Here is a 26,447-nt window from a genome sequence, read left to right as displayed (position 1 = left end):
GTCCTAGCGAGGGTCGCCGACTTGGTTCTGGAAGTGTGCATTGAGCGCGCTGCGAGGGCCGAAATTGCGCAAGCTGAGGAGGTGCCCCAATGATCGCCGATCATGCGGGCCAGGCGCCTGCCGCCGCCGGGGTGGCCATGATGCCGGTTGCACATTTGGAGGAGTTGATCCGACAACGCCGCCTCGTGCTTGCGGTCGGCTCTTATCCGATAAACCCGTCGCAGGCGGAGACCATATCGGCCGAGGATACCGGTCTGCTGATCGGCGCCTCCACCATTGGCGGTGGCCTTACGGGAGCGATACCGATAGCGACCAAAGAGACCACGCACAATCTACTTCGGATCGGCTCTTCTGTGGCGGAGCCCCATTTGTTGACATCGCTGCAGACGGCCAAGACGTGTCTCGACGAACTCGCCGCCAGGGCTGGCCTCACCATTGAGATTGCGGGAATGTTCTACCGATCCTCGGACTGCTACCTGCATGTGGCATTGGACGCACAGCGCCTTACCGTAATCGCCTACCCGCAAGTGCCGCCTGCTCGCGGATGCTCAAACTAGTGCGGATTTCAGCGCGTAGCCTTGACTGAAAGCGCTAGATGTTCGCGTGGGCTCTCAGTCGTATTTCTTCGTGTCCAAGCGCGACAAGGGCTCCAGGCTCCGGCGCTCGTTCGCCTCGTCGACCGCCTGGTTGAACGCGCGGCGCATGATCCAGATGTCGCGCCAGAACGCCGTGTAGCGGAAACCAAGGAACGCCAGCAGGACGACCGCGATGACCGCGCCCGCGATCAGGGTCGCTGTGTGCAGCCACGGGAGTAGCTGGCTTGCCACGACCAGGATGCACATGCCGATGGCGATGACGCTCAGTGCCAAGCAGTTGCGGTGGTTGTTACGGTAGGACATCGGGCTGCACCTCTCGGCGGGAGCATACCCGGAGAGGAGGCTGTCCGACAGGGCGAAGTGAGCCCGACCGGGAGAAGAAGGCCCCCGGCGGTCAGCAGGGGCCGGCGTTCTCGCCGTATGCGCCCTTCGGCAGGTGCCAGTCCGCGGGAGCCACGCGGATCAGCCCTTCGTAGGTGCGGGACATGGCGATGCGGATGGTCTCCGGATCCATGTCATGCGCACGCCCACGGTCAGCGCGCTGTGTGACCGTTTCGTCTCGCTGGATGGTGTGCCCCAGCTCGCCTTCCATCGTGGAGATCACGCCAAACATCTCGGGCGCTGCCACGCGCAGGCTGGCCCATTGCGACGGCGAGCCATAGACGCACGCGGCACAGGACGCCCGACCCCATCCCAGGTAGTAGCAGGGATGAGCTACAACCCCATGTCGCCTGATGATCGCACAGACATCCTCGTCGCTCCAGGCGTGCACAGATCGCCAGACATGGACTGTCCGGTTGACCCGTCTCCCAGGGGCGTTGCAGCGATGGTTCTGGAACGGTAGGTACTTGGCCCGGTTGGTGCTCTCCGCTGCCCGTTCTCCGGTCATCACCAAAACGCGTTTGCCTCGAAACCTCTCTTGGTTGTTGATCGCAATAGACATTACATCCACTTTCAAACCACCACTGCACCAGCGAATGCGCAGATTGGGCGAGAGCGCTGGCCAGCGCCGCCGGGTCGCGACTTCGCCGCGCTCTCCACCGGCCACCTTCACGCCTTCAGGCGTTTCGAAGGCCACTGGCGCGCTCATGGCGTTAGTCTTCAGGAGTTCACGCTTGAAGCCACCGATGCGCCAGGAGAAGTAAATGCGTAACCCAAAGGCTGCAGCGAACTTCCGGCAGTAATCTGCCGTCACCGGCCAGTCCATGAAATTGCCGTGGTCCTCACGGCCGTCAACATCATGGTGCCAAAGTTCGATTTTTGCAGGATCAACACCGCGCTCCAGCAGGTCAAGGACCATCGCGACGCTATCCTTTCCCCCGCTGAATGCTACAAGGATGCGGTCATAGCTTGCCAGGTCCGGTTCGAAGAAAGGAACCGAAACTGGGCCAAGTCCAGAGATCGGAGCTGAAGCGGAATCGGAGAAGATGTCCAGCGTGTACTGGAACATGGGGAGACTCCGGAAATGTGGGGGGTTGGCGTTGATGAAGGGAACTATATCGTACAGAGCGCATATTGCAAGATGAAAAGCGAGCGCCCCTCAAGTTTTGAGTTGTTTATTTGGCGCTGTGATGAATGCCGTTCTTCGTGCTAGTTTGACGGCCCGCATCACCGTCTTGCATCGACAGTGGAGACACTTTGAATGTCCCAACAGGACCATGAAGATCGCTTTGACCACGCAGGCCTGGTGCAGATCACCACCAAGATTGCGTCCGCGTACCTGAGCAACCATGCCCTGGCGGTGGCTGAGATCCCTGCGGTTCTGCGCGGAATCTATGGGGCACTCTCCACTGCGAGCAACCCCGCATCGGCGCAAGCCGAGAGGCAGCAGCCGGCCGTCCCCATCAAGCGTTCCGTGTCGCAGGACACGATCACTTGCCTGGAGTGCGGGCAGAAGAACAAGCTCCTCAAGCGTCACCTGCGCGTCGAACACGACCTGGCGCCCGACGAGTACCGGACGAAATGGGGCCTACCACCGGAGTATCCGATGGTGGCCCCCACCTACGCGGCCGCTCGATCCCAGATGGCAAAGGGCATGGGGCTTGGGCGTCGCGCTCAGACACCGGTGCCGGTGGCACTGGAAAAGCCCACAGGGCGTGGCCGTGGTCGCGGTAAGGCGGCCCCCTGAGGTCGGGGTGATACGGCGGAGCGACTAGATTGCCGCCGCCGCTGCTTGGGGGCGCCGAGGTTGCTGGCCGCATCGAACAAACCAGCCTCTTGGAGGAGCTGGATGACGGGACAGCCGGGGCGGAGCTGACAATCCTGGTCTCACGGCCGGGAATCCAACACACTCGCATCATGACCGGGCAAGCTATCGCGTCATCAACGGAGTCCCTTGCTGGGCTGGTGGAGCGCGTGACCTTTCACAGCGCCGAGACCGGCTTTTGCGTGCTCCGGGTGAAGGTCCGGGGACATCGGGACTTGGTTGTCGTAGTCGGACATGCGGCGATGATCTCGGCCGGGGAGTGGATTCAGGCGAGCGGCAGCTGGGTCAACGATCGCACCCACGGCCTCCAGTTCAAGGCCACCTTCCTGAAGGCGACCCAGCCCACTACGCTGGAGGGCATCGAGAAGTATCTCGGCTCCGGCATGATCAAAGGCATCGGCCCCGTCTACGCCAAAAAGCTGGTGAAGGCGTTCGGCGAGGCCGTGTTCGACGTCATCGAGGCCGAACCCGGTCGCCTGCGCGAAGTCACGGGCATCGGGCCCAGGCGGGCCGACCGCATCGTCAAGGGATGGGCCGACCAGCGGGCCATCCGCGAGATCATGCTGTTCCTGCACGCCAACGGCGTCGGCACCTCCAGGGCCGTCCGCATCTACAAGACCTATGGGCAGGAGGCCATCCAACTCATCACCGAGAACCCATACCGGCTGGCTCGGGACATCCGCGGCATCGGCTTCAAGACCGCTGATGCCATCGCGGCCAAGCTGGGCATCGAGAAGACGGCCATGGTCCGCGTCCGGGCGGGTATCGGCTACGCGCTGGCCGAGGCTATGGACGAGGGGCATTGCGGCCTGCCGGTGGAGGACCTGGAGAAGCTGGCCAGCGAACTCCTGGAGGTCGGCACCGATCTGGTGGCCGAGGCGCTGGCGGACGAGCTTCGTGACGGCGCCGTCATCGCCGATCAGCTGGAGGGCAGGGACTGCGTCTTCCTGGCTGGGCTGTACCGGGCCGAGCAGGCCATCGCCGCCCGGCTGCGGGGGCTCGCGGGCGGGACGCTGCCCTGGCCCGCCATCGACATGGAGAAGGCGCTGGAGTGGGTGGAGGGAAGGACGGGACTGACGCTGGCGCCGAGCCAGCGGGAGGCTGTCCGGCTTGCCCTGGCATCCAAGGTCATGGTCATCACCGGCGGCCCCGGTGTTGGCAAGACGACCCTGGTCAATTCCATCCTGAAGATCCTGGCCGCCAAGCACGTCCGCATCCTGCTGTGTGCCCCGACCGGCCGGGCGGCCAAGCGGCTCTCGGAGAGCACCGGAATGGAGGCCAGGACCATCCATCGGCTGCTCGCCTTCGACCCGGCTGCCGGAGGCTTCAAGCACAGCGAGGAGAACCGACTGGAGTGCGATCTGCTCGTCGTCGACGAGACGTCCATGGTCGACGTGCCGTTGATGAACGCGCTGCTGAAGGCGACCCCCGACCGGTCGGCCCTGATCCTGGTCGGCGATGTCGACCAGTTGCCGTCGGTGGGGCCGGGGCAGGTGCTAGCCGACGTAATCGCATCCGGCGCCGTGCCCGTGGTGCGCCTGACCGAGGTCTTCCGACAGGCAGCCACCAGCCGCATCATCGTCAATGCCCACCGCATCAACCAGGGCCAGATGCCGGACCTGACGCCCGTAGAGGGCTCGGACTTCTACTTCGTCGAAGCGGTGGAGCCCGAGGACGGTGTCCGCAAGCTGATCGAGGTCGTTCGGAACCGGATCCCAAAGCGCTTCGGTCTCGACCCTGTACGCGATGTCCAGGTGCTCTGTCCGATGAACCGCGGCGGTCTCGGCGCGCGGTCGTTGAACGTGGAACTCCAGGCGGTCCTGAACCCGCCGGGCGATGTCCGGGTCGAGCGCTTCGGCTGGACCTACTGCGTCGGCGACAAGGTCATGCAGACCGAGAACGACTATGAGAAGGAAGTCTACAACGGCGACCTTGGCGTCATCATCGCGATGGATCCGGAGAACAGTGAACTGTTGATCGACTTCGACGGCCGTGAGGTCCCCTACGACTTCGGCGAACTGGACCAGGTATCGCTGGCCTACGCGACGACGATTCACAAGAGCCAGGGGTCCGAGTACCCGGCCGTCGTCATCCCATTGGCGATGCAGCACTGGAGCATGCTCAGGCGCAATCTCGTCTACACCGGCGTGACCCGCGGGAAGCGACTGGTCGTCGTCGTGGGCCAGCGGAAGGCACTCGGGATGGCGGTGCGGGCACGGCAGGAGGGGCGTCGGTGGTCGAAGCTGAAGGAATGGCTTTTCGCAAAAGCAGCCTGACCGTTATGGGAATGCCTTCCGGCTCCAAGAGGGTACGGGCGCTTCGTCAGTTTCACCTCCCCGTCGAACGCCAGATCGGGCCGGCTTCCGGTCGCCGTTGATCTCAGAACAATGGGAGTTGCACCTTGCCGCCATCGTCCGCGTGGCGCCGTGCTGCCTGCACAGCGGCATTCTGGGCGCCCTCTTGGCTGCGCGATCTCCCGCTGGCAACTTGCTCGCCGGCAACGGTTACGTTCCATACCCAGCATTCAGGGCGCCAGGTTACAGCGAGATCGCACCCGTGAATGCGGGTGACAATGTGACGAACGGACCAAACCGGGGACTGGTGCATCAGGGCCTCAGGTGCGATTGGTCAACAGCCAGACCACATCGGGCGTTTATCAGGCGGCGGGGAAACTACGGAGGAGACTGCCAGCCCACATCACCAGACCGAAGGCGACGGCCGAGGCTTGGGTCGGGCGGCTGCGGGTCAGTTCGGCCTATTGATCGCTTGCTCTTCGTTTGCCGAGTTGGCCATGACCTCAACAAGCGTGTCCATGTCGTGGTACAATCTTTCCAATATTTGCGCGACGATCTCACTCGCAGGACCTTTTTCGCTGCCCCCGATCGCGAGAGGGCGCAACACTTCGAATGCCTCATTCATGGAAGTAAAAGCAGTCGCAAGTCGTTCATTTCGCGTCATGGTATTCCTCAGATAACGCCGCCGTCGCAGGTGGACGGCGGGTTTGTACGGTGCCGGTTCTAGTGCGGCACCCTAGCCGCAAACTCGTTAATCGACAACTTAAGGCAGCTGGCGGTCTTGCAGGTCGGCGCCCTCGGCTCGCGTTACTTGCTGACGGGGGCGGCGCGCTGGGCGCGCGGCCAGTTCCACCGCGGCGGCTGACCGGCCGGGACGGCGGCGATCCTGCTGCTGGTCGGCGCCGTCGGCCCTCCTATGCTGGATCGGCAGGCGCGCTGGCGCTGATTATGTGGCGAGCATCGACGACGACCTCTTCGCCAGCGTCGGTCATAATCCAGACACCGACGGATGTTGGTGCCACTGGATCATTGCCCCGGATGTGAGACACAGCACCCTCGACCACCTTCGGCTTGGCGGCAACCTTCAACTGGACGCCGGCCAACGACACGTCATCAAAGGGTCGGACCTCGTACCATTCGGCGCGAACGCGCATGCCTTTCACCAGAGTTCGCATCATGGCGCTCCTTTTCTGGATTAATGGATCATGCCCCCTGAGCCAGAGCCCGTTCCAGTACAGCTCGGGCTGGCGCGTATCGCTCAGCGACCATCCGGGGGCCGGCGAGGAGAGCCGCAACGCGAACGGGATCGCTGTTGTCCAGGTTGTCGGCTATCTTCACCCGGATCGCCGTAATGTTCCCACTGCTGGCGATCCGTTCGATCCAGTCCAGGTAGCTCCCGGCACGGTCCAGGTTCCGGCTGACGAGTTGGACCGCGGAGATGGCCTCCTCCTCAATCCCTGCCGCGCGCAGTTCCTCCGCGGTCACACCAGTGTCCTCGACTGCATCGTGCAACAACGCGGCCTGGACCTGCGCCTTCGTGGCATCGGGGAACCGCTCGACCAGACGGTGGGCGACCCGCTCAAGATGCATCCAGTACGGAGCGCCGGCCTTGTCGACCTGCCCATGGTGGAGGGCTTTGGCGAACTCCAGCGTTTCTCGAAACCAGCCTGGGTCCTGCACCGCTAACGCTCCCTTTCTCTATACCGACCTGGCGACCGCTTCAGCCACTGTCGCCACGATCATACACGACCCAAACGCTTGCTCGCCTAATGGCTCAGAAACTTCACCATCAAGAGTTCATCGATATAGATGCCGTTGACCATCAGCGCCCTCCGCTCGGTCCCGTACGCCTCGAAGCCTAGGCGCCGGTAGAGGTTGATGGCGTGGTCGTTGTTGACGGCGACAGAGAGGTGGACCTGCTCAACCCGTGTTCCGGCATGGTCGAGAACAGCGTCTATCACCGCTTCGGCAAGGCCGCTGCCCCGGCGGCATTCCCGGACATAGACGCCCCAGAGAATGCCCTTGTGCATCTGCTTAGCCGTCTTGGGAACCGATAAGCCGGCCATGGCGTCGAGCTGGTCGTCGACAAACCCGCCGGCGATGTAGCCGCCCGTGGTCCATGCCGCGAATGCATCGACCGGGCGGGCGCTCTCCTCAGCATGGCTCGATCCGAAGGCCTCCGGATGCAACTCCAGGGCTTCAAGACGGAGGATCCGCAAGGCCTCGGCATCTTCTGGCACGAGTTGTCTCACCAAAGCCATCCGTCACGGCCTCCACTGATAGATCCAACTTCGGAGTGCCGCGGCTCCCGTACCGCCTCAGCTTTTGCAGACCTCTTAGGCCTTCAACTCAGCGAGGCGCTGCAAGACGGCTTCTTCCCGGACGCTCTCTGCGCGGGCATCAGTCCAGGCGTCCCCGCAGGCGCCGCACGTGGTGACAGGGACCTGCACATCGACGGTCGCCATCAGCACGTCTCCGGGGCCATAGGGGAAACGGACTGGCTGCGTTTCCACGCTGTGGACGAGGTTTGCACTCCCGCACTTCGGGCAGAGCTTGTCGAGGGGTTCCCCGAAGTCCGAGTTCAACATCACCTTCTGATTTCCTTTACTGCTGTCGGGCGCAGACCGTCTCAGCGACGAACCCACCGGCCCATTATCGCCCACCGGGCGACCCACTCCAAGCTCGTGGGAGTGCTGTCGGTATTTTCCAGGCGGCAATGCCCTCTTGCCGCCGACTATTCGCCGCAAGGCCGCGATGCAGGCGTCATCTTAGCGCCGGCGCGGCGGTCGACCGGGCTGGGCCAGTCGCTTCGCCCTGCCCCACTGCCCCAGCGCAAATGCCGCGGCCGGATCAAGAGCCTCCGGAGGCTCCGCATCTGCCGGTCGGCGCCAGTCGGTCATTTCTGGATCTTGGACGGGTGATAGCCGGCGGTTCATGAGACCTCGCTTTGTCTGCCAAGAGAGTCTACCGCGCGCACGCTCGTTCCGCGCGAGATTTTTGCTGTTGATTGGCGCTATCGGCGCGCAGGCTCCCAGGCGGCTGTTTGACCTAAGCGCTGATATCATTGACGTGTTGCAGCCCGTAGTTTGGACTCGGCCCGTATCGACGCCGATCAGATGTAGGCCAAGAGGCTACACAGTGGCCGGTTGCGGATACCGCACCGAACGTTTCGGCCATAGGCGAGAGGGCTTTCACCTTGTTGGCGCTGATGACAGGGGGCCGGCTGGTTCTGGCAACTCGGCGAGGAGATAGTTGATGTAACTCCGCGTTAGGTTACAGTAGAGGTGTGCCTCCTTGAGCGTTGGCGAAATGCCAGCGGCAAGCTGCGTGCCATGCCGGACGCCACCCCCGCCCGGTGATGATAGAAATCCGTGCATCTTGGTCATCCAACCAAGCGCTTCAGCGAGCGCACTGCCGGGATGGTTCTTGCGAAGCGCACGGACAATCTCGTTGAAGTATTTTCCCTCAACCGTACCAGAGCCGCTCTCCTGACCGTTGAAAGCGGTCGACACAGTTTCGAGCAACCAAAGGATCTCTTGAACAGCCTGCCGCGGCCGCTGCTCAAGGAGAAGTCGATCAGCTTGGTCCAACGAAGCGTGGATGAGCGCATAGGCCCGCTCGCCGAGCGATTTTTGAGGTGCGTGGACAGTGATGGGCATCTGCGAGTGGCGGGCCAGCAGAGCCGGCGGGCGAACTTCAAAAGGCACGTTATGCTTAGAGAGGACCTGATTGAGGACGTCGGCATCCGGCAACCCAACTTTCGGGTATTCAGCATGCACCTGTTCGCAGCCATCCCAGAAGGCGCTGATGAAAGCAGGCGCGTTGTCCGCTGCCGATATCATCACGTTGTGTAAATCAGTCATTGCCCAGCTTTCGCTTGAACTCACGGAATAGCCTCCTCCGAACTTCGCTTTAAAAAGCTCGAAGACCGCCCACGACGATTGGGTCTGGGACGCGATTGTGTGAACCAGTCCGTTGAAAGCTATCACAGCGGCTATAGGCATGGCGCCAGGGGAGCTATATCGCCAAGAAGCCGGCATAGTCAGGCTCACGCTGCTTTCCTCCTATTCTGTAGATCCTCAGGCCTCGCCCTGGAACACGCTTAGCGAAGTGGCGAGCCGGCGCAGGTAGGGGGCGACCGTCTCCTTCCAGAACGGGCTGGACAGGTCGTCGCGGCCAGCGGTCTGCTCAAGGTCCTCGATGAACATCTCGATCCGGAAGAAATCGTTGCCGGCGACCCAGTCGGGCCAGTTGTGCGCGAGATCAGCGAGCACGGCGATGGTCTTGTAGGACTCGTCGCCGGGGCGTACGGCATTCGTCCGGATCCACACGAGCACCTGGTGCAGCGCGCGCATCAGTTCATGCGCCTGGGGGTTCAGTTGGACGGGTGACGATGCCATGCTTTGCTCCTTGTTCTGGAGTGTCAGTCCTCGTTGGGCATTGAGCGCAGATCGTCGCCCACGACCAGCGCGGTGAGGGTCACCGCAACCTTGCTCTCCTCCGGGATGCTCGACGCGTCCACACCCTTGCCATACCCAACCGTGCCCAGCACGACGACATGATTGTCCTCCTCAACGAAGACGCTCTCCGTCAATCCGGCCCGACCATTCCCTAACTTCCCAACACGCAGTTCCATGATCTTTGTCCTCCATTGATAGACCGCAGCAGGTCAACGCCAGCTTGGACACTCAGCGCCGGCGTGGCGATCGACCAGGCTGGGCCAGCCGCTTCGCCATGCCCCACTGCCCCAGTGCGAATGCCGCGGCCGGATCAAGTGCCTCTGGGGGCTCGGCATCTGCTGGGCAGCGTCTGTCGATCATTTCGGGATCCTGGACGGGGAATAGCCCGCGGTTCATGAGGCCTCGCTTAGTCTGCCGAAGGAGTCTACCGCGCGCATGCTCGCCATGCGCGAAAATTTTGCAGCTGATCGGCGGCTTCGACGCGCAGGGCCTGCCGGCGGAGGGTGGCGCCGGGCGCTCGCTCAGCACCACCACCGCGGCGGGGCCGGGCTGCCGGCGGTCCGGCAGCTGATCGGCGCCGAGGCTTCGCCTCAGGCCGTCCGCCAAATGCAAGTATTTCTTCCGAAGTAGCTATGTTCGCTTTGATTGTCTCCAGAGTTGCCACGCCTGAAGCGTTGTTCTTGTGCTAGCAATGCGGGATGGGTCAGAATCTAAGTTCCGCCGCCAGTTTGGCGTGAGGATATCACGAAGCTTGTCCGTGAACATCGTTACGTCGAGGAAGTAATTTGGGTAAGCTGACTTGAGATTTTCAGCTTTGTCAACCTCTACTAGGACAGAATTCACTGAAGCGTTGGCTGCTTCTTCTGCGCCGTATGACTCTGCCGCACCTTCCGGCCCATGAAATCCTTTAACCCGGACGATGCTATCGAAAGCGCCGGGTTGGCGTTGAAACTGAATGAGGAATAATTTTGCATTTGCTGCGATATTGCGATCAATTACATTCAACGCTTTATTCATAGTTTCTAGGAAGCGAACTGCATCTAGCTTCGCAGCTAGGTGCTCTAGTTCTTGGTGCCGCTCTTTGCGTTGCACCGGCGTGTCTGGAACAACAGCGCAACCCTCCTGCTCAGCGAACTCCGCAGACATAAGCGCAAAAAAACGTCTCCAATTCAGACTACCTTCTCCCGATTTGTAGTCCTCACCATGCATCATCCCAACGGCCTCGACGGCAGTAGCCCAAGAGTGCTGGAGACGGGTTCTGACCTGTATCTCAATCTTTTGATCAACATACGAAACATCATGATCGTATTTTGGCTGGAAACGTAATACACAGTGATAGCTGCGGTATCCATCAACCTTCGGTGCGGCAATATAGTCGCTCTCGCCATGCACTAAATGATGACTGGCGCCCTCACGGTAGCGCCTTATCACGGCGGTCACATCGGTAGAATGTTCAAGTATTGCTCGACACCCTCCGAGATCCTGTATTTGTTGGAGTCTGATGGAACTCGCTCGTAGTTTGCGACGTATTGACGTCATACGTTTCATTCTGGCAGACGTCAGGCCTGCTATTCCCTCCTGCCTCAGACCTCGAATTAGTTCGTGACGGATGCGGCGCATGGGGAATGCATGCGAGTCACGCCAATTATAAGCAATGCGGAAGACTTCACTAATTTCATCCGCCTTATCTGGATCATGAATAATCGTACCGCTGAGTATCTTCCCCGCATTTGCAATTTCCTTTTTTGTATACTTGCAGAATGGATAATCTGACATAGTTACTCAAATGCTCCTCTGTTGAGAATAATCTTCAAATCACTTTCCAGTACCAACCATAAGGATGCTCTTACCATACCAGGCCCACCAAGTCGGATCGGTGTCGGGATCAACGTGCTCACGCCGCTCCTGATCGGGCCACGTATCATGCCAAGCACGATCTCGTGTGACCATAACCGGCGGCTGGCCAAACTGGTCCGCGGTGACATCGATGATGATGTCATCCGCCTCGATCCATGCATGGGTAGATGTGCCGATATCCTCATACCGGAAGCCGCAGACATAGGCCGCCGCAACTCCAAGGTCCCGGTGCAAAGCTTCGGCCAGAACTTCGCTCACGCTCCCACAGCACCCGGCGGGAAAGTGCGAGCACACATCTCGGGGGAGCTGATCACGGCCGGCATCGAGGCGCGCTCGAAAAGCTGCCGCGTACTCTTGAAGCTGGCCGATATCGGACACCTACTGCTCCTTTTCTAAATTTAACATCATGGCCTAATTTACGCCAGCATCCTTTAAGAATTCCGAGATGTGTGAAGCGGGCGTGTAAACCATCCTGACATATGGCGAAGACTGAAAACGGCCCAAGCCACTTTTCACCGCCTCTTGGTTCTGCTTTATGAAGTTTGACGAGTCGAGGAACTCGCCATAAGAAATGATTCCAGCAAGGCAATTGCGCGATGCGTCAATCACGGCTCCCCCGCTGTCACCTGGGCTGACAGCAGCATGCAGAACATTTCTCGCTCCCTTGACCGCTTTAGCGATACCGACGAGTGCGCCATGCGCGCCCAAGTATGCGTGCTGCACGGGGCGGTCATTTTGGCAGAGGCGTGCCGGCAAGAGGCCGTTGTGTTCGACGCTAATAGCTGCTGCATCATTAATCCTTATGAGAGCAAGATCGTTGTAGCCGGGGCTGAAACTCACTGCATGTGCCTTGATGGCCGCCGATCCGATCATCCTCCGATTCATAAAGAATAGAGTCTCCCCTTGCTTCATGTGATCAACCACATGGGCGGCTGTCAGGAGCAAACCGTTGCCAATATATACGGCTGATCCGGATATTGCTCCGGCTTCTATGCTTACGGTCGATGACAACGCAATTCCGCCGTACAATAATTCCTTAGGAATGGTGTCGGCTGCTGCAGACATCGTTGTCCCAAAGCACATCAAAATTATCCCAAAAATAGAACTACTTCTAACCATGCGTTGAATATCTCCTTTGATGTTCAGCGGTTGGACGGAATGTCGACGTCGTTCTCCCCGTCCGCCAGGGACGAAGCACCGCCCGGAATGTCGCGGTACAGGGTGGACACGGCCAAGCCAACCGCCTTCGCCGCAGCTCGGAAGGCCATGCCGCCGCGGATCAGCTCCTTCGCCTGCTCGATCTTCTCCGGTGTGGCTTCGAGCTTCCTGCCCACCCGAACGCCGCGGGCCTTGGCCGCCGCAACGCCGGCCTTGGTCCGCTCGCGGATCAGCGCGCGCTCGAATTCAGCGACGGCGCCGAACACGTGGATGATGAGCCGGCCGCCGGCCGTGGTGGTGTCGATGGCACCCGTCACCGCTCGGAAGCCGACCTTATTACGGTCGAGGAAGTCGAGGATCTCGATGAGCTGCTTTAACGAGCGGGCCAGTCGGTCAAGGCTCCAGACCACCAGCACGTCACCCTCTTCGACAGCGCGGAGAGCGTTCGCCAGCCCTTCACGTTTCACCGCGGCCCCGGACGCCTTGTCAGTGTAGATCCGATCTTCCTCCACGCCGGCTTTCTTCAGCGCCTCGACTTGCATGTCGAGGTTCTGATCGTCGGTGGAAACCCTGGCGTAGCCGATCAACATAGGGCTTTCTGTCTCGGAACTTGTGGCATGCTGACCATTTCGCACCACGAAAATGCGTTGATGGATAGGATGATGGAAGACCGTCAATATTGATAGACGGTTTGATGGACATTGTACGCGGGCCGGTCATGCCGCTACCGCATACCAATTGATGGACGGATTTGTAGACGGTTTATGCGCGGCATGGTAGAAGATAATCCACGAACACGGCGCGATGCGCCGCCAACCTCGGGAGCCGACCATGACCACCACGACCACCAGCAGCACCGCCGACCTGATCGCTCTGGGCAGCACCGCCCGCATGGCGTCTTTCGAGGGCGACACCTTGCAGATCAACCCGAATGCCGAGATCGAGGATTGGGGTGACGTCGTCGCTAACGTCGACGGCCTGGACGCCGCCGACGTGACGCCGCTCATCGGCTGGGGCGAGTTCACGCACGTCGTCGCCATCACCGATGCCAACGGCGACAAGGTCACGTACGCGGTCGCCCCCTGATCACCAGCCCCGCCGGGAGGCTATCATCCCGGCTCATCCAAGCCCCTCGCCATGGACGGGAGGTTTCGGTGACCATCCAGAAAACGCCGACACATACACAAGGAACCGCCTGATGGCACTCCCCTACACCGTCGAGGTTGCCCACCGGCAGTTGCCCAGACCGATGCTGGTGAAGGTGACTTCCAAAGACCCGGCCACCGCCGCCGACCAAGCAGCTTGTTCGGCGCTGGAGATCCTACTGGACGACGATGATCTCCCCGACGAGGACGATACCGGCGCCCTCGACATGGCGCTCGCCGAGCAGGAGCACGAATTGGATCTTCTGTGCGACGACAGCATATGCCGCGTCTGGCCCGGCCACCACGACACGCTTCCCGACGCGCCACCCGTCTACAGCGACAACGCCTGATCCAGCAAATCCCCGTCTGCCCTGCAACCCCAGCCGCAAAGGCCCCGCACCAATGATCCATCCAGCCCTCCGTGATGCGCTCGACGCAATCCTTGGTCGGGACCGCGCGTCAGCGTTGCTGGAGCACGACGGTTCCGGCCTGACCGCGACATTGGACGCGGCGGCGATTTACGCCTTCTGTAACCGTCGTCCTGAGGATCTGCATTCGGAGGTCCTGCGCCAGGCGATCGATCTTGCTGCCCCAGGAAGGCTGGACGAGCTTGGCGTTCCCGGCCGAACGAACAAGGGTGAATGGCTTGAAATTGCGATGCAGCTCCGTATGCAGGCAGATCAGATCGCGAGCGTGATCGAGCACGACGACGGGGACGGGATGGCTGTATCCGATCTTCAGTTCCACATGTACGAGTTTCGACCGTTGATCCACCGGATTGAAGCCCTGGAAAGCCTCTAGAAAACGCCGCTCAACCCGAAGGAGTCCGACATGGCCACCCCGATCAAGACCGGCAACGACACCATGGACGAGATGTTTCAGGAGGCCGGCACCACCGTTGAGCGCGATCCGGCCACCGGGCAGGTGATCGTCGCCAACTGGCCCAAGCCGCGGTGGACCGGCAGCCCGACGTTCCTGTCTGATGCCCTGGACGATTACGAGCGTGAGCGCGCCGCCGGCATCACCGACTGAAATCCAGCAAGCGCCCGTCGCCAGGAGGCTGTCCGACATGGCCATCACCGACAACGATCTGATCGCTCTTTCTTCCTTGTCTGAGGTGGACCGCAGGCGGGTACGCGACATGCCGCGGGGGATCGGACCTGCCGCGCTGCTCCGCCTCGAACGGCTCTTGCTGGTAAAACGGGAGGGGGCTCGGATCAGCGACTGCTACACGCGCACCGCCGCCGGTACCGGGGTGCTGCGCAACAACGCCGGTCGGCTGGAGCAGCTAAAGCTATCGGGCAAGTTGGACATCGTGCAGCTCGCTGAGATTGCGACGATCACCAGCGCTGTCTCGCACGCCTGAGCAGCCAGGACACATTGCCCGAACTTAGTGGCCACACTACCCGCACATTGACCCAAGCCAGCCCCGCTCCTATAGTAGTGAGATCACTACAAGGAAGCTGAGATGCATCGTACCGTATCTGCAGCCGACGCCAATCGGCAATTCTCCGAGATCCTCGGACAGGCTACCAGTGGGCACACCGTGATCATCACCAAGCGCGGGCAGCCGGTGGCGCAGTTGGCGCCCTATGATCGGTCTGCCGCCAAAACAGATGGCGGCTCGGCTTGGAACCGTCTGTTCCAGACGCTGGAAGATGGCGTGGAGCTCGGGGGCGAGCGGTTTGACCGTGACGCCCTTTATGACCGGTAACAGCAATGCGCTTCACGCTCGACACGAACATCCTGGTTTATGCAGTTGACCGGGCCGCCGGGAAGCGGCACCACCAGGCAGTTGCCCTGATCCACCGTCTCCCCGGCCGGGACTGCGTGCTGACGCTCCAGTCCCTGGCGGAGCTCTTCCGCACCCTCACCAGCGCGAAGCAGGGGATCCCGCCGGCGCAAGCAACAGACATTGTCCAGCAGTGGCGCGACACATTGCCGGTGGTGGCGGCTGACGACGCGTGCCTCACGGACGCCATGGACGCAGTCACCCATCATGGTTGGTCGTTCTGGGATGCGATGATCTGGGCGACGGCTAAGCGTCACGGGTGCCGTCTCCTCCTTTCGGAAGATGGTCAGGCCGGTCGTACGCTGGGAGGGGTCACCATCATCAATCCGTTTGCCGACGGCCCGCAGCTTCTTCTTGATGAGGCGCTGGGGGTGAACTGAACGCGCTCTGCCGAATAACGGTGAACGCCAGTTGCCGAGGCCGGCACGTAGCCCACGTCTCCTCCTCGCCCGGCTCGGCGCCACCTGCAGGTAGCTTCTGCCGTCAGGCTCAGACGGCGGCGGTCATGGGGCGATGGGCTGACGAACCCTAGCCCCGAGTCCGCGGCTTTTCCGTAGCTCGCGTCTTGCTCCGAGCCAAATGCACGGCCTCAAGCTTGGCCATTTGCTCCGCTACCATCCGCTCATGTTCATGGAACAGGATCAGAGCGTCCTTTCCGGCGTCTGTGCGGCGCCATCGGGTAGTGCAGCCGCCAATACCGCCCCGTTCGACGGGCTCGACATAGCCCCTCAGGTGAGCGACCCGCAGCAGCTCGTAGTCGGTGCTGCACCATCCCTGCCGCCGGCCGATGAACCGAGCCATGTCGGCAGACGGGGGCAAGCCAAGATCAGCGAACAGCCGGTGCCCATCGTTAGTCACGGCCGCCAAGCTAAGCTTGATGGTCAAGGCGACGATGCCGGCGGGAATGCTGGTTGTCCAGGCATGGATGAGCCCGCGCGCCAGCAGGCGCTTTTCCGGTGCAGACGCCGTGAAGCCGGCAGCGCGGGCATCCCGTGCATGCCGCCGGCGTCGATCCGCATCAATTGGGCAGATTGGGGTGGTGTCAGCTTGGTCATCGCTCGGTGCCGCATCGGGATGGCAGCCCGTCATCGAACATGCCCATTTCACGCCGCGAGCTTGGTATCGACACCGGCAAGGTCGATCTTGAGACCGCGACGAACGAGGGTCTGCTCGAGCACCCCCCGCGCCTCCAGCGGATCGGCACCGGCGTGCCACACACTGATGCGGCCAAGCACCCTTGTATGACAGAGCCGGTCCATATTGAAGCTCGGACGGTCGGTGGCAACCAGCCGTCCGGGTTGGCTGACCCCGTCGCTCCCAAGGCTTCGAGGCCGGGCGAAAGCTTGAGGGCGGCCAACCATCCTTTCAAGTCCGAACGGTTGCTTGAGCTCGAGCTCGCATCACAAGGAAGGATCACGAGGATGCCGGAATCTGAACGAGCCGTGGGGATCGATTGCGGCAAGGATTTCCTGGATGCTGGCGTGTTCCCCGGCGCCGGCCAGCATCGGGTGGCCAACACGCCCGAGGGACACCGGGAGTTGGTGGCCTGGATCGCGGAACGGGGGATCGGCGTGGCTGGCCTGGAGGCCAGCGGCGGCTATGAGCGGCCGGTCCGGAACGCGCTACGCGCTGCCGGGGTCTCGGTCCGGATCTTCGATCCGGCGCGGGTCCGCCATTTTGCCAAGGCCAAGGGGCGACGGGCCAAGAACGACCGCCTCGACGCGGCGGTGATCGCCGAGTTCACTGCCACCCAGACGGCGGAGCCGCTGCTTCCGGCCGATCTGGCCCGCGAGGAGTTGGCCGGCCTGATCAAGGCCCGCCGCCTGCTTGTCGACAAGCGAGCCGATCTCAGCAAGGGCATGTTCCATGCCCCAGCCGCCGCACGGGAGGCGTTGACCAACGCGGTCGAGCATCTGGCGCGGGAGATCGCCACGCTGGATGCCGCCATTGCCCAGGCAGCCAAAACCCTGTCATCCCTGTCCCGAACGTTACAGGAACTCCAGACCGCTCCAGGCATTGGTCCGCTGACGGCGGTGACGCTGGCTGTCCTGCTGCCGGAACTGGGCCGGATTTCCGGTGGGAAAATTGCCGCTCTGGTCGGCGTCGCGCCCTTCGATCGCGACAGCGGCACCTTGCGCGGGCAACGCCATATCGCCGGCGGGCGGGCCGGCGTGCGCCGTGCGCTGTTTTTGGCCACCTTGTCCGCCGCCACCCACGCCAAGGGCGTCATCGCCGACTTCTACCAGAGCCTGATCGGACGAGGAAAGCCGCCGAAGGTCGCCTTGGCCGCCTGTATGCGCAAGCTGATTGTCCGCCTCAACGCCATGCTCGCGAAGGGAGCCAACTGGGAAGCGAAACCCGCGTAAGAAGGCCGACGGTCGGCGCTCGCCGCCGACCGATGCCGAACACAGCGAACCGGCGGCGCGGACCGGTCAAGGCCGAAGCCGCCCGCAGGGCGGGGGCGCGTCCGCGCCCGCCTTGACGCGGAGCACCACCGGTTCAGCTCTCGCTTTCGAGGCAGTCTCGAACGTCCGAATCTGGCCGATAGTGTTGAAAAAGTTCTCAGGCTGATAGAATGAGAAATTTTCTGCCTCATGGCGGCCGTTTCCCGCGCAGATATGTTCCTGCTGCCTGAAAGAAGCGCCTCATTGTTGCGTAAAAATGGCTATGGAGCACTCACCAGAGAGTTTTTCAACACTATCGACCCATAGCAGACGCGGTCAATGCCCGCTGGTGCCCCTTTCCACGACAGCAGCCGGAACGCCCCATTCGCACCCTTCCGCGACATTGAGGCCTGTTGGCGCCCAGCCTGCGGCCTTTGTCGTTCCCAGACCATGGGCCGACCGTTTCCGACATGTCACGTCCTAACACTTTGCTCTAATCACGCTCTCAAGCATCGGACAATTTACTCTCAATCGGTCAGCTCGTCCGTCTCTGAGTATCAGAGTATGTACCACTCATCATTATCAAATGATAATATCCATTTTTCCCTTTCCTACTTGCAAAAATTATCTGATAATCTTGCGCCTCCTGCGGAATGTTTATGTCGCAACCATCGTGGTTGCCCGGATGTGAGAATAGTTTAAAGCGCCGATCAGGAATGGTCTGGAGCGGAGGTATACCAGCCACTTCAGCACACCAGACTTGGGCTCTGACAGGCGCTTTAGGAAAACCCGATATCCTCTGACGTTATTGGGAGTGGAAATCATGATAATCGCACGTCTTCTCACCTCATTAATAATAGCTCTGACAATAATTAACCCAGCGGCAGCAGCCTCAACATCGGCTTTGCAGCGTATTTTGGCACCGCATGCGGCCAGCCAAACGGAGCACGTTGAAATGTACTTGAAAAAAGTACAAGTTGGGCAGCCTGCAATATGCTGGGACGTCTGCAGCAAGCAGTGCAATACAAACTATGATATGTGCATCAATATGAGACCATCAAATCAGCACAATGTATGCTCAAGCGAACGATCTTCTTGCATGGATAACTGCAAAAATATGTGTTAGGAATTATCTTATACAACAGATTATTACTGAATTTTATATTCAGTAATTGAACAAGCTTCCCGCAAAGCGCCGATAAATTCACTGTATCACGGGGAGGCATATATGAATAACCGGTTGCTGACTGCGTTGCTTGCTACATACTTGTTTTTTTCCCTTACGCAAAGCAAAGCTCAAAGTCCATCTGTTAGGCAGGGTATACCGCTGCCTACCTCAGATATTGATGATTTAAATAAAATGTTTCAAAAGTCAGGATCTCCTCAGTGGACGTTGTGGGAGGGAAGAATAAGCCACGAGGTTCCATGGAACGGAGATGATATCGTAGCTAAATACACTTTCTCTACAAATCCATCAACTTCTATTTGCTTTGCTTCAATCAAAAATAATAGCTCGAATGGGAATTTTAAATATGGCTTTCCAATTGGAACTTATGCAAAGGCATATGGGAATGGAAACGAAACTGTGAATGCTATCGAGGCATCAAATAGCAGGGTTGTTGCAGTATGGGTTGGCAAAAGTGGCTCCTTTACCAATCGGATCCGGTCATGGCTTGATCTCACCGTCTTGGTAATAACTATACCAGGTAAACTTGATGAAAGTCAGCGCGCATTCTGTAAAAATAAAATGGACGAGAATATGAAAAAATACGATTACTCTCACATTGGTAACAATAAAAGTGGAATTTTATCATTCGTAACTATTTCGAGACCAATTATAGATTTTGGCAATCCTAAAGACCCCGAAAGAGTGAAAGTCTTAAACGAAGTTTGTAAGAATATGGGAAAAGAACCTGACTGCGGAAAACCCGGCAGAACAAGGTAACTTTGCTGTGGTAAACGGTGGCACACCGGCGACTGCGACATAATCTACCTTTCCACGACAACAGGGCCGCCGGCACCAAGCCGACGGCCTTCATCATTTCAGGGGCATGGGCAGACCATTTTCGACGCCAGGGAAAGGAACCAATCATCTGCTTGTGGCGGATAGTGTTGAAAAACTCCCAGGCCCGACAGAGTGAGAAATTTTCCGTCTTGCCTTGGCCGCGCCGCGCAGCGATGTCGCTTTGAAGCGCTGCCGGAATGACTAATTGTTGCGCGAAGACGGCGGCGAAGCAGTCGCTGGGGAGTTTTTCAACACTATCGGCGCAAAACCGCCATTCGGAAGTGGCTGACCCAGGGGCCGGCCACGACCGAGAGAATATGGTGGCTGGCCTCCGGATCGACGCTGAAGACACGCATGAGCTGGACAGGAATTGCAGATTTAGTGGTGTAGTTCACGCTTCGCAGAACACGGTTGCTTTCGCGACAGTCAGGCATGGCCTCGATCAGGCTGGACACCACGCGGAGGCGGCCGGAATGGATCACAGCTCGGCTCGCATCCCGAAGGATCGGTAGCGCTCGAGCGACGTCGTGTGCGGCATACGTGGGGCCGGTGATCGACAGGTGTGGCAGCGGACGGCCGCCATGCATGCACCAGCGCCACCCGTGATAATCCGACGCCCGTTCGTAGACGGAACGGCATGGGGCAATCCAGCGTGTCCGCGCGTCGCCAGCTCCGTCCCGGAACCAGATCAGCCATGAATACGAGGTTGCGCTGCTCCTCTTGGGATCCAGCCGCCCCACGAACATCGGGACGCGCTCGGCGTGAACGGCAATAATGTCAGGCGGACACTGGCTGAACAGCCGCTCGTAACGGCCCTGCCCTTCCAGGAATGCGGTTCGGACGATCACCGCCACGCCGCGGCGGGCGAAGCGGCGGGCGTGGTGTATAAAGGCCTCTCCCAAGGTGAAGGGTGGGTTCGTGCAGACCCAATCCGGAGCTTCCGCTGCACCGGGCGTCCAAGTCAGAAAATCGCGAATGCTGATCGGCTGCTCGTAGATGTCCCTGATTCCGTAATCCGCCACATCTGCGACACGCACATGCGGAGTGAACTCCAGCATCGTGCGGGCGATATCCCCCGCACCGGCCGCGGGCTCACAGACGACGCTTCCGGACAGCGCGTCGACACCAAGGATTTGGTGCACCAGCGCCCGAACCGCCCACGGTTGAGTGGGGAGAAAGTCCAGCGCCTCGGGGGCTGACCGACGCCGCTCACGAACAGCTGTGTTGTAGGGCAGGCTGATCGGCACTGGGGATTGGACCCTTCATGAATGAGGTTAAACCAGCCAGACACCATCGCTATCGCAGTTCTGGTGAACCGGTAAAGCATCGCGCGGCCGGTCAAGGAGTCCGGGCTACTCCGCGCCGTGCCGGAGAACCAGACAGCCGCCGCGGTTGTGGCGTCCCAAGCCAAAGACATCTTCGATGCACATTTTGCGGACAGCCAGGGTCGCCGCTCAACTCCCTCCCGCACCGCTTCGCCGGTTCGACCGGCGTTGTCCGGCGTCGCGGTGCAACGCCGGGAGGGAACGCGGCTTACGGCTGGGTTTTCTTACTCAGCCGCTGTGGCAACCACCGGAGCACGGCTGAACGTCCCGTGCATCATCGCCACGCGCAGGCCGGGAGCAGCGTTCAGCGCGTCTGTGATCTGCTGGCGCAGCTGCCCGTTTGGATCGATCTGCTTCATGACCGAGCAGAACTGGAAGATCTCCAGGTTCCCGAACGACACGCCGCCATCCCAGCCCTTCGTGTGGCCGACGAAATCGGGGATATCCAGAGAAACGCGGTCGTTCGTGACGGGGGTGCTCATGGCGGTTGCTTCTCCGAAGGGATGGCGGTTCTGATGTCGTGGGTGGACGATGGTCAGTGCGTCGGGACGTAGGTGTAGCCGGTCGATCCATTCACCCGCTGTTCGTCGCGGCGCTTAATGGCGTCCCACCGGGCACGGTTCTCCTGCGATTCCTCGATCCTAGCCCGGAGTTGTGCCGAACGTTGCATCGCCGAGCGCTGCGCCTCCTGCTGGAGCGCCGTTGTCCGGGAGCCCTTATATGCGGCCAGCAAGGCCTCATCGGCCGCGGAGCCATTGGTGCAGAAAATCGTGGCAGAGCCCACCTTTTGGATCAGCTCACGAGCGCCCCGACTGCTTTCATCCAACTGCCCGGCGCTCATCTCCAGGAGAATAGGCTGCCGACCCTGCTTCTTCTTTTCGCAGAAGGTGCTGCCGGCTTCAGTGACTTCCTCCGAGGTGATGTAGCGCGGATCGTAGCTGATGTTCAGCGCGTCGAGGATGGCGTCCCGGCTTGTGATCACGGTCGGCGTCCCATTGACTAAGGGCTGCTTGAAATGGTTCTCGAGGCCAGCGCGGGATAACAGCTGTTGCTGGGCATCCCGAGCCGTCTTCCATCCGTCTGCGGGAGGAGGCCGGGATGTCGTGGTGCAGGCAGCCAGGGATACGGCAACCGTGGCGACGACGATAGATCGCAGGGCGGCGGCGGGCAGTCTGTTCACGGTCGGGTACTCCAACGTGCGATGGCATCTGGTTAGCCGAATTTCAGCATTGCCCGCGACCTTGAAAGACGGCGATTTCCGCCGCCTTTCGCTGGTGTGACTGTGCCGTTCGACCTTCGATAGTTGTACCTCAGGCGGCTAAGGAGGCGAAGAGGTCGCCTTGCCCGATCGGCATGTTGGCTTGCCGTCGTTGCGCCGGCACCACCTTCGCCGGGATCAGGGTGGCAGCCTTCAGCCGATTGTGCTCACCATCGGAAATCGAGCGGGTGAGCAACTCCGCGGCCGACGTGCCTGGGCCGAGGCCTGCGTCAGTAAGACGCTGGGCGTGGTCGACCGTGTTCGCCAGTTCCTGCAGCCGTCCGGCGGCGAGTGCAATGGTGCCGAAGCGTAGGTAGAACTGTACCGCCACCGTCGGCCCGAAGCGTCCGTTGTGGTAGACATCGAGCAGGCGGTCAGCCTCGAACTCGAAAATCATACGAGCGGATTCGGCGTCAACCGAGAAGGTCTCCTCCTCCTGGTGTTCGACGCACGTTTGCGCGGTGACCGCAGGCACATCCCGGCCAGGGCGCTCATAGTAGAACGTGGTCAGCGGGTCGTAGAGCGGGTGCAACATCCGTTCATTCGTGGGAAGCGCAACCCAGCGCGCCTCCGGCATACGCAGATCGCGCCGGTTCGGCTGAACCTCGATCTTGGGGAGCTCAAAGCGAACACCCCGCTTGGTCACGTCGCGCCAGATGTGCAGGGCCTCAAAGGGGACGGAGGCGCCGTAGCGTGCCCACATGAAGTCGATTGCCAGCACCTGCTCAGGGCTTACGAGTTGGAACTGCGGCTTTGCCATACGCGTCGCCCAGGCGATGCCAGGCGTCCCAGCGGCTGCCATCGCGCGCATATAGGGGTCGGACCACGACACGGCCTCACCAGCGTAATAGGCCCAGAGGTCCTCGTCCAAAGCGGCGGCCCGCTCCCTCTCGCGGGCGTCGATCGTCAGGCAGATACCCAGCAGCTCCTGGACCATGGCTGGGGAGTAAACGTCGGCTTGGATCCGGACGTGCCCGGTAACCGGGTCCGTGGTTCTGGCCGTCCAACGCCGACGGTCGAGATCGTACTGGGTCGCCACGAGGAAGTCGCGCAGGTCATTGAGCGGCTTCATCCAGGCATACTTCGGGTCCCGGAGCATGATGGTCATGCTCTTGTCGCTGCTGCCCGATACGGTGCAAAGCGCGCAGCCAAAGCGGCTTCCACAGGCCGAGGCGGCAGACTTACCGGATGAGACCACCGGGCATTCGCCGGTGGCCGCGCGATAGAGGTCACGGGTCTGGTCGAAGTTCGGTGCATAGGCTTCCAGCGCCCGCCCCTCCCCAGCCAGGGCAAGGCATTCCCATACCTCATCCGTGTCGAAGTCGGCGATCAGTGGCAGCGTTCGTTGACCGTCCCCGGCAACGGTAATGACGCGGGCCGCGTCGCCCCTGCGACCCATCCGATCGGCTCGGCTGGAAGACTCTGAGAAGCGGGTGCCCAAGAGGGTCACCACGCTCTCCCGGTCCAGGGATGCAGCAAGCTCGGAGATGCGGAAGAAGTCGCCCGGCTCCGCAGTCCGAAGCATCGCCTCGTATTCAGCCTTCAACTCAGGCACCAGCTTGCGCAGTTCGCGCATGTTCGGGCGGGCTTTTAGCTCTACGCTGCAGTCTCGACTTGCCGAATTTGAAAACGTGGTTTTCACCACCAACGCCGTCTTTTAAAAAACGGTTTACTCGCAAAGGCTTGCGTGATTGCTGGAACGTTGTGCTTACCTCGTGTGCGGCGCCACTCAATGCAGGCTGTGCAGCCCGACGACGTGAGGCGATCAGCCTAAAATGCTTCCCGTTTAGTCGGATAGGCCAATTCTATGTGACGGATAATCGCGTACGGGTCTGCTCCAAGAACTCTGGCGATGGTCACAAACTCGATCACGTCAAGGCGCCGTTCTCGGTTCTCCACCTTGGCCACGTAGGACTGCGGCTTCCCCAAGCGGGTGGCCAGCCCATGCTGAGTAAGCCTCGCTGCCTTCCGGGCATCCACAAGAGCGTCGATCAATGCCCGATAAGCGGGGGTATGCGTGGACTTCACGGACAGCAGCCGGTTTGCGGAACCCGGCCGTCTCACTAAACCTGTTTTCGGATAATCCCAAAATGGGATATACGGAGCGGCAGTCCTGACCGCTCACCTTTCTCAACCCGGCGCCCTACGATCCGATGCACTCTCCGGCTTCCGCTTCCTCACTGCAGGCATCCGAACATCGGTTGCCCGACGATGCATTGCTCGCGGCCTTGGCTAGCAAGCGCGCGGAACTTGACGAACAACGAAGCCGCCTGTCCTCACAATTGGCAGCCCTTGAGCGGGAGGTGGCGTCGCTTGACCACACTATGCGGCTGTTCGTGCGCTCCGAAAAGCTTGCATCGCCTCCGCAACCTAGGCGGAAACCGTTGGCGCACCTCATCGGCCTGCGGCGTGGTGAGGTCGGCCATGATGCCCAGACGATTCTGCGCAAAGCCTCGCGGGCGCTCACTGCGCAAGACATTGCTCATGCCGTCTGCGCGCGCCGGGGGCTCGCGCTCCGGGCGGAGGCGTTTGAGCATCTCTGCCGCTTGGTCATTAAGAACCTGCGCCGCTTCGAGAAGCGCGGCGTGGTCCAAGCGGTTGGCTACACGCCGCGTCAAGCGGTGCTCTGGAGACCGCTGTAGAACCTTGTTGCGCGGTCGCTGCCCGGTCGTCCGTTCGTGAGCCAAGTGCAGTTCGCCGGCGGGATCAAGAACGAGGACGGCGCCGATCAACGGGACGATCAAAGCCGGCGCATGAAATCGACCAGCAGCACGCCGGCGCCGGCATCGCCCACGAGGCGCGGTGCAGATCTGGACAGGCCACCGGCCGCCGAGATGCCCGATCTCCGTTCACCCTCAAACTTTGCATCGGAACCTGGAGAAGGGCATCGTCGAGGCCGTTCTCGGCGGCTTAAGGATTTGGTTCAGGAGAGCATCATCACGAGCGCCGAGGTCGACGTGGGGCGCTACTTCAGCTGCTTTGGGACCTTCGACCTGAAGAGCCGCGCCTACTACTCCAGCCGACAGGCGAGACGCATTGAGGGCAACGACTAGCTCAACCAGCTGTACGGCTGCTACGTTGACCTTCGCCGGATGTTGCATGAGCCAAGTCGTTTCCACTATGTCTGACCGCGTGCGCCTTTCTGCGCGTCCGGCATATGGATGATGTTGATGACCTTGAATCACCTCACGTTGTTACCAGAAGAAGTCGATGACATGCGGCGGTGCGTTCGTTTATTGATCGGCCATCGGCGCGTCCTGGACTACTGTCATGGTCTGACGATCAGGTTTCCAGGAAAGGAATTTGCGCAAAGAAGACAGTTGACGCCGAATAAGGTCAGGGCTGGTGACATCCTCCTGTGCGTGCCCAAGAAAGATGTCAGCTTGCTGCGCCGGTTGCCAGGCGCTGTTGTGCAACACGTTTCCAATAGCGCCTTCAGCCACGTTGCGATCGGCGTCGGCAGCGGGGAGTGCGTGGAGGCCGTTATGTGGAAGGTTCAGAAAAATAAGATTGCCGATCTAACAGAGAAATATGATTACATTGTAGTCATCCGCCATCCTGCGCTGAAACCTCACGGCGCAAAGAAGATGAGCAAATACCTGCGCGGCCAAGTTGGCAATTGGTACTCTATCACCGGCGCGTTGGCGAGTGTCCTTTATTCCGGCGTGGACCGCCCCTCCTGTATAAATCGCATTCTACGGTTTGTTCTTGGAACACAGAAGATGCGGGACGGCCGCATCCGGTTTTGCTCGCAGCTTGCATACAACGCCGTCGTGGTAGGAGGTATTGCCAGCGTTTACGACAACGAAACGGGCATGGGCATTCAGCCTTGGCATCACGCTGACCGATTCATTGGGCCCGTCTACGGCATCTTGTCCGACCACTGGCCGGTCACACCGCACCCCCGCGACGCGACATGGTCCTTGAACGACTGGTCGGATACATGATGCCACACTCGTATGAACCG

The 26,447-nt window shown here is 60.6% G+C and carries 33 protein-coding genes and 1 pseudogene; 15 read left to right on the top strand and 19 right to left on the bottom strand.

Annotation, left to right across the window (positions count from 1 at the left end; genetic code table 11):
* The first annotated feature begins 89 nt into the window (after nucleotides 1–89).
* Entirely contained in the window at nucleotides 90–557 is a 468-nt protein-coding gene (locus tag ABNQ38_RS07925; RefSeq protein ID WP_377806581.1) for a hypothetical protein, read from the top strand.
* Nucleotides 558–611: 54 nt separating this feature from the next.
* Here ABNQ38_RS07925 and ABNQ38_RS07920 read toward each other — a convergent pair whose 3' ends face one another.
* Nucleotides 612–899, bottom strand: coding sequence for a hypothetical protein (locus ABNQ38_RS07920; protein ID WP_377806580.1), 288 nt, complete (start codon nucleotides 897–899; stop codon nucleotides 612–614).
* 91 nt (nucleotides 900–990) lie between these two features.
* Nucleotides 991–2,046: a phosphoadenosine phosphosulfate reductase gene (locus ABNQ38_RS07915; protein WP_377806579.1), complete on the bottom strand. Its 1,056-nt coding sequence runs from the start codon at nucleotides 2,044–2,046 to the stop codon at nucleotides 991–993.
* A 192-nt stretch (nucleotides 2,047–2,238) separates the two neighbouring features.
* Between ABNQ38_RS07915 and ABNQ38_RS07910 the strand changes: the two genes are divergently transcribed.
* Nucleotides 2,239–2,724, top strand: coding sequence for a MucR family transcriptional regulator (locus ABNQ38_RS07910; RefSeq protein WP_377806578.1), 486 nt, complete (start codon nucleotides 2,239–2,241; stop codon nucleotides 2,722–2,724).
* Between the two features lie 170 nt (nucleotides 2,725–2,894).
* Entirely contained in the window at nucleotides 2,895–5,078 is a 2,184-nt protein-coding gene (locus tag ABNQ38_RS07905; protein WP_377806744.1) for an ATP-dependent RecD-like DNA helicase, read from the top strand.
* A 932-nt stretch (nucleotides 5,079–6,010) separates the two neighbouring features.
* Here the strand turns inward: ABNQ38_RS07905 and ABNQ38_RS07900 are convergent.
* The 11 genes and pseudogenes from ABNQ38_RS07900 to ABNQ38_RS07850 form a co-directional block, all read right to left on the bottom strand.
* On the bottom strand, nucleotides 6,011–6,274 hold the full coding sequence (locus ABNQ38_RS07900) for a hypothetical protein (RefSeq protein ID WP_377806577.1): 264 nt from the start codon (nucleotides 6,272–6,274) through the stop codon (nucleotides 6,011–6,013).
* Nucleotides 6,275–6,299: 25 nt separating this feature from the next.
* A complete protein-coding gene (locus tag ABNQ38_RS07895) occupies nucleotides 6,300–6,776 on the bottom strand; it encodes an HD domain-containing protein (protein WP_377806576.1) in 477 nt (158 codons plus the stop codon).
* Nucleotides 6,777–6,862: 86 nt separating this feature from the next.
* The gene (locus tag ABNQ38_RS07890; protein ID WP_377806575.1) at nucleotides 6,863–7,357 is read right to left on the bottom strand and encodes a GNAT family N-acetyltransferase; all 495 of its coding nucleotides are present in this window, start codon (nucleotides 7,355–7,357) and stop codon (nucleotides 6,863–6,865) included.
* 930 nt (nucleotides 7,358–8,287) lie between these two features.
* On the bottom strand, nucleotides 8,288–8,983 hold the full coding sequence (locus ABNQ38_RS07885; RefSeq protein WP_377806574.1) for a hypothetical protein: 696 nt from the start codon (nucleotides 8,981–8,983) through the stop codon (nucleotides 8,288–8,290).
* A 192-nt stretch (nucleotides 8,984–9,175) separates the two neighbouring features.
* Entirely contained in the window at nucleotides 9,176–9,496 is a 321-nt protein-coding gene (locus tag ABNQ38_RS07880; RefSeq protein WP_377806573.1) for a hypothetical protein, read from the bottom strand.
* A gap of 23 nt (nucleotides 9,497–9,519) precedes the next feature.
* A complete protein-coding gene (locus ABNQ38_RS07875; protein ID WP_377806572.1) occupies nucleotides 9,520–9,732 on the bottom strand; it encodes a hypothetical protein in 213 nt (70 codons plus the stop codon).
* A 641-nt stretch (nucleotides 9,733–10,373) separates the two neighbouring features.
* A complete protein-coding gene (locus ABNQ38_RS07870) occupies nucleotides 10,374–10,430 on the bottom strand; it encodes a hypothetical protein (RefSeq protein ID WP_377806743.1) in 57 nt (18 codons plus the stop codon).
* A 323-nt stretch (nucleotides 10,431–10,753) separates the two neighbouring features.
* A pseudogene (locus tag ABNQ38_RS07865) lies at nucleotides 10,754–11,095 on the bottom strand (RelA/SpoT domain-containing protein); the annotation flags it as partial.
* A 276-nt stretch (nucleotides 11,096–11,371) separates the two neighbouring features.
* Nucleotides 11,372–11,671, bottom strand: a complete 300-nt coding sequence (locus ABNQ38_RS07860; protein WP_377806571.1) for a hypothetical protein — start codon at nucleotides 11,669–11,671, stop codon at nucleotides 11,372–11,374.
* Nucleotides 11,672–11,824: 153 nt separating this feature from the next.
* On the bottom strand, nucleotides 11,825–12,478 hold the full coding sequence (locus ABNQ38_RS07855; protein WP_377806570.1) for a trypsin-like serine peptidase: 654 nt from the start codon (nucleotides 12,476–12,478) through the stop codon (nucleotides 11,825–11,827).
* A 77-nt stretch (nucleotides 12,479–12,555) separates the two neighbouring features.
* Complete coding sequence (locus tag ABNQ38_RS07850) at nucleotides 12,556–13,161, bottom strand: recombinase family protein (RefSeq protein ID WP_377806569.1); 606 nt, start codon at nucleotides 13,159–13,161, stop codon at nucleotides 12,556–12,558.
* Between the two features lie 241 nt (nucleotides 13,162–13,402).
* On the opposite strand from ABNQ38_RS07850, the gene ABNQ38_RS07845 reads away from it, so the two are divergent.
* The 7 genes from ABNQ38_RS07845 (at nucleotide 13,403) to ABNQ38_RS07815 (ending at nucleotide 15,888) form a co-directional block, all read left to right on the top strand.
* Nucleotides 13,403–13,657: a hypothetical protein gene (locus ABNQ38_RS07845; protein WP_377806568.1), complete on the top strand. Its 255-nt coding sequence runs from the start codon at nucleotides 13,403–13,405 to the stop codon at nucleotides 13,655–13,657.
* Nucleotides 13,658–13,769: 112 nt separating this feature from the next.
* Nucleotides 13,770–14,066, top strand: coding sequence for a hypothetical protein (locus ABNQ38_RS07840; protein ID WP_377806567.1), 297 nt, complete (start codon nucleotides 13,770–13,772; stop codon nucleotides 14,064–14,066).
* A 52-nt stretch (nucleotides 14,067–14,118) separates the two neighbouring features.
* On the top strand, nucleotides 14,119–14,517 hold the full coding sequence (locus ABNQ38_RS07835; protein ID WP_377806566.1) for a hypothetical protein: 399 nt from the start codon (nucleotides 14,119–14,121) through the stop codon (nucleotides 14,515–14,517).
* Between the two features lie 30 nt (nucleotides 14,518–14,547).
* The gene (locus ABNQ38_RS07830) at nucleotides 14,548–14,748 is read left to right on the top strand and encodes a hypothetical protein (protein WP_377806565.1); all 201 of its coding nucleotides are present in this window, start codon (nucleotides 14,548–14,550) and stop codon (nucleotides 14,746–14,748) included.
* A 37-nt stretch (nucleotides 14,749–14,785) separates the two neighbouring features.
* Nucleotides 14,786–15,082 carry a hypothetical protein gene (locus tag ABNQ38_RS07825; protein WP_377806564.1) on the top strand — a complete coding sequence of 99 codons (297 nt, stop codon included), beginning with the start codon at nucleotides 14,786–14,788 and terminating at the stop codon, nucleotides 15,080–15,082.
* 102 nt (nucleotides 15,083–15,184) lie between these two features.
* The gene (locus ABNQ38_RS07820; RefSeq protein ID WP_377806562.1) at nucleotides 15,185–15,430 is read left to right on the top strand and encodes a type II toxin-antitoxin system Phd/YefM family antitoxin; all 246 of its coding nucleotides are present in this window, start codon (nucleotides 15,185–15,187) and stop codon (nucleotides 15,428–15,430) included.
* A gap of 5 nt (nucleotides 15,431–15,435) precedes the next feature.
* Nucleotides 15,436–15,888, top strand: a complete 453-nt coding sequence (locus ABNQ38_RS07815; protein WP_377806561.1) for a PIN domain-containing protein — start codon at nucleotides 15,436–15,438, stop codon at nucleotides 15,886–15,888.
* Between the two features lie 148 nt (nucleotides 15,889–16,036).
* Here ABNQ38_RS07815 and ABNQ38_RS07810 read toward each other — a convergent pair whose 3' ends face one another.
* Nucleotides 16,037–16,597 (bottom strand): hypothetical protein, encoded by a 561-nt coding sequence (locus tag ABNQ38_RS07810; RefSeq protein WP_377806560.1) that lies wholly within the window; start codon nucleotides 16,595–16,597, stop codon nucleotides 16,037–16,039.
* Between the two features lie 5 nt (nucleotides 16,598–16,602).
* Between ABNQ38_RS07810 and ABNQ38_RS07805 the strand changes: the two genes are divergently transcribed.
* Nucleotides 16,603–17,874, top strand: a complete 1,272-nt coding sequence (locus ABNQ38_RS07805; protein ID WP_377806559.1) for an IS110 family transposase — start codon at nucleotides 16,603–16,605, stop codon at nucleotides 17,872–17,874.
* Between the two features lie 1,246 nt (nucleotides 17,875–19,120).
* Nucleotides 19,121–19,837 carry a hypothetical protein gene (locus tag ABNQ38_RS07800; RefSeq protein WP_377806558.1) on the top strand — a complete coding sequence of 239 codons (717 nt, stop codon included), beginning with the start codon at nucleotides 19,121–19,123 and terminating at the stop codon, nucleotides 19,835–19,837.
* A gap of 314 nt (nucleotides 19,838–20,151) precedes the next feature.
* Here the strand turns inward: ABNQ38_RS07800 and ABNQ38_RS07795 are convergent, their stop codons facing one another.
* From ABNQ38_RS07795 to ABNQ38_RS07775, 5 genes are all read right to left on the bottom strand, one after another.
* Nucleotides 20,152–21,144: a hypothetical protein gene (locus ABNQ38_RS07795; RefSeq protein ID WP_377806557.1), complete on the bottom strand. Its 993-nt coding sequence runs from the start codon at nucleotides 21,142–21,144 to the stop codon at nucleotides 20,152–20,154.
* Between the two features lie 302 nt (nucleotides 21,145–21,446).
* A complete protein-coding gene (locus ABNQ38_RS07790; RefSeq protein ID WP_149228695.1) occupies nucleotides 21,447–21,704 on the bottom strand; it encodes a hypothetical protein in 258 nt (85 codons plus the stop codon).
* Between the two features lie 53 nt (nucleotides 21,705–21,757).
* Nucleotides 21,758–22,402 (bottom strand): hypothetical protein, encoded by a 645-nt coding sequence (locus ABNQ38_RS07785; protein ID WP_377806556.1) that lies wholly within the window; start codon nucleotides 22,400–22,402, stop codon nucleotides 21,758–21,760.
* Between the two features lie 130 nt (nucleotides 22,403–22,532).
* On the bottom strand, nucleotides 22,533–24,125 hold the full coding sequence (locus ABNQ38_RS07780; protein WP_377806555.1) for a hypothetical protein: 1,593 nt from the start codon (nucleotides 24,123–24,125) through the stop codon (nucleotides 22,533–22,535).
* A 125-nt stretch (nucleotides 24,126–24,250) separates the two neighbouring features.
* On the bottom strand, nucleotides 24,251–24,460 hold the full coding sequence (locus ABNQ38_RS07775) for a helix-turn-helix domain-containing protein (RefSeq protein WP_377806742.1): 210 nt from the start codon (nucleotides 24,458–24,460) through the stop codon (nucleotides 24,251–24,253).
* Between the two features lie 221 nt (nucleotides 24,461–24,681).
* Between ABNQ38_RS07775 and ABNQ38_RS07770 the strand changes: the two genes are divergently transcribed.
* The 3 genes from ABNQ38_RS07770 to ABNQ38_RS07760 all read left to right on the top strand — a co-directional run bounded on the left by ABNQ38_RS07770 (nucleotide 24,682) and on the right by ABNQ38_RS07760 (nucleotide 26,427).
* A complete protein-coding gene (locus ABNQ38_RS07770) occupies nucleotides 24,682–25,122 on the top strand; it encodes a hypothetical protein (protein WP_377806554.1) in 441 nt (146 codons plus the stop codon).
* 36 nt (nucleotides 25,123–25,158) lie between these two features.
* Nucleotides 25,159–25,533 carry a hypothetical protein gene (locus ABNQ38_RS07765; RefSeq protein WP_377806553.1) on the top strand — a complete coding sequence of 125 codons (375 nt, stop codon included), beginning with the start codon at nucleotides 25,159–25,161 and terminating at the stop codon, nucleotides 25,531–25,533.
* A gap of 117 nt (nucleotides 25,534–25,650) precedes the next feature.
* Nucleotides 25,651–26,427, top strand: a complete 777-nt coding sequence (locus ABNQ38_RS07760) for a hypothetical protein (protein WP_377806552.1) — start codon at nucleotides 25,651–25,653, stop codon at nucleotides 26,425–26,427.
* The last annotated feature ends 20 nt before the right edge of the window (nucleotides 26,428–26,447 follow it).

The organism is Azospirillum sp. A29 (assembly GCF_042604625.1).
Classification (GTDB): Bacteria; Pseudomonadota; Alphaproteobacteria; order Azospirillales; family Azospirillaceae; genus Azospirillum; species Azospirillum palustre.
Note: the sequence above shows the minus strand (reverse complement) of the source record. Positions and strands in the feature narration are given on the sequence as shown.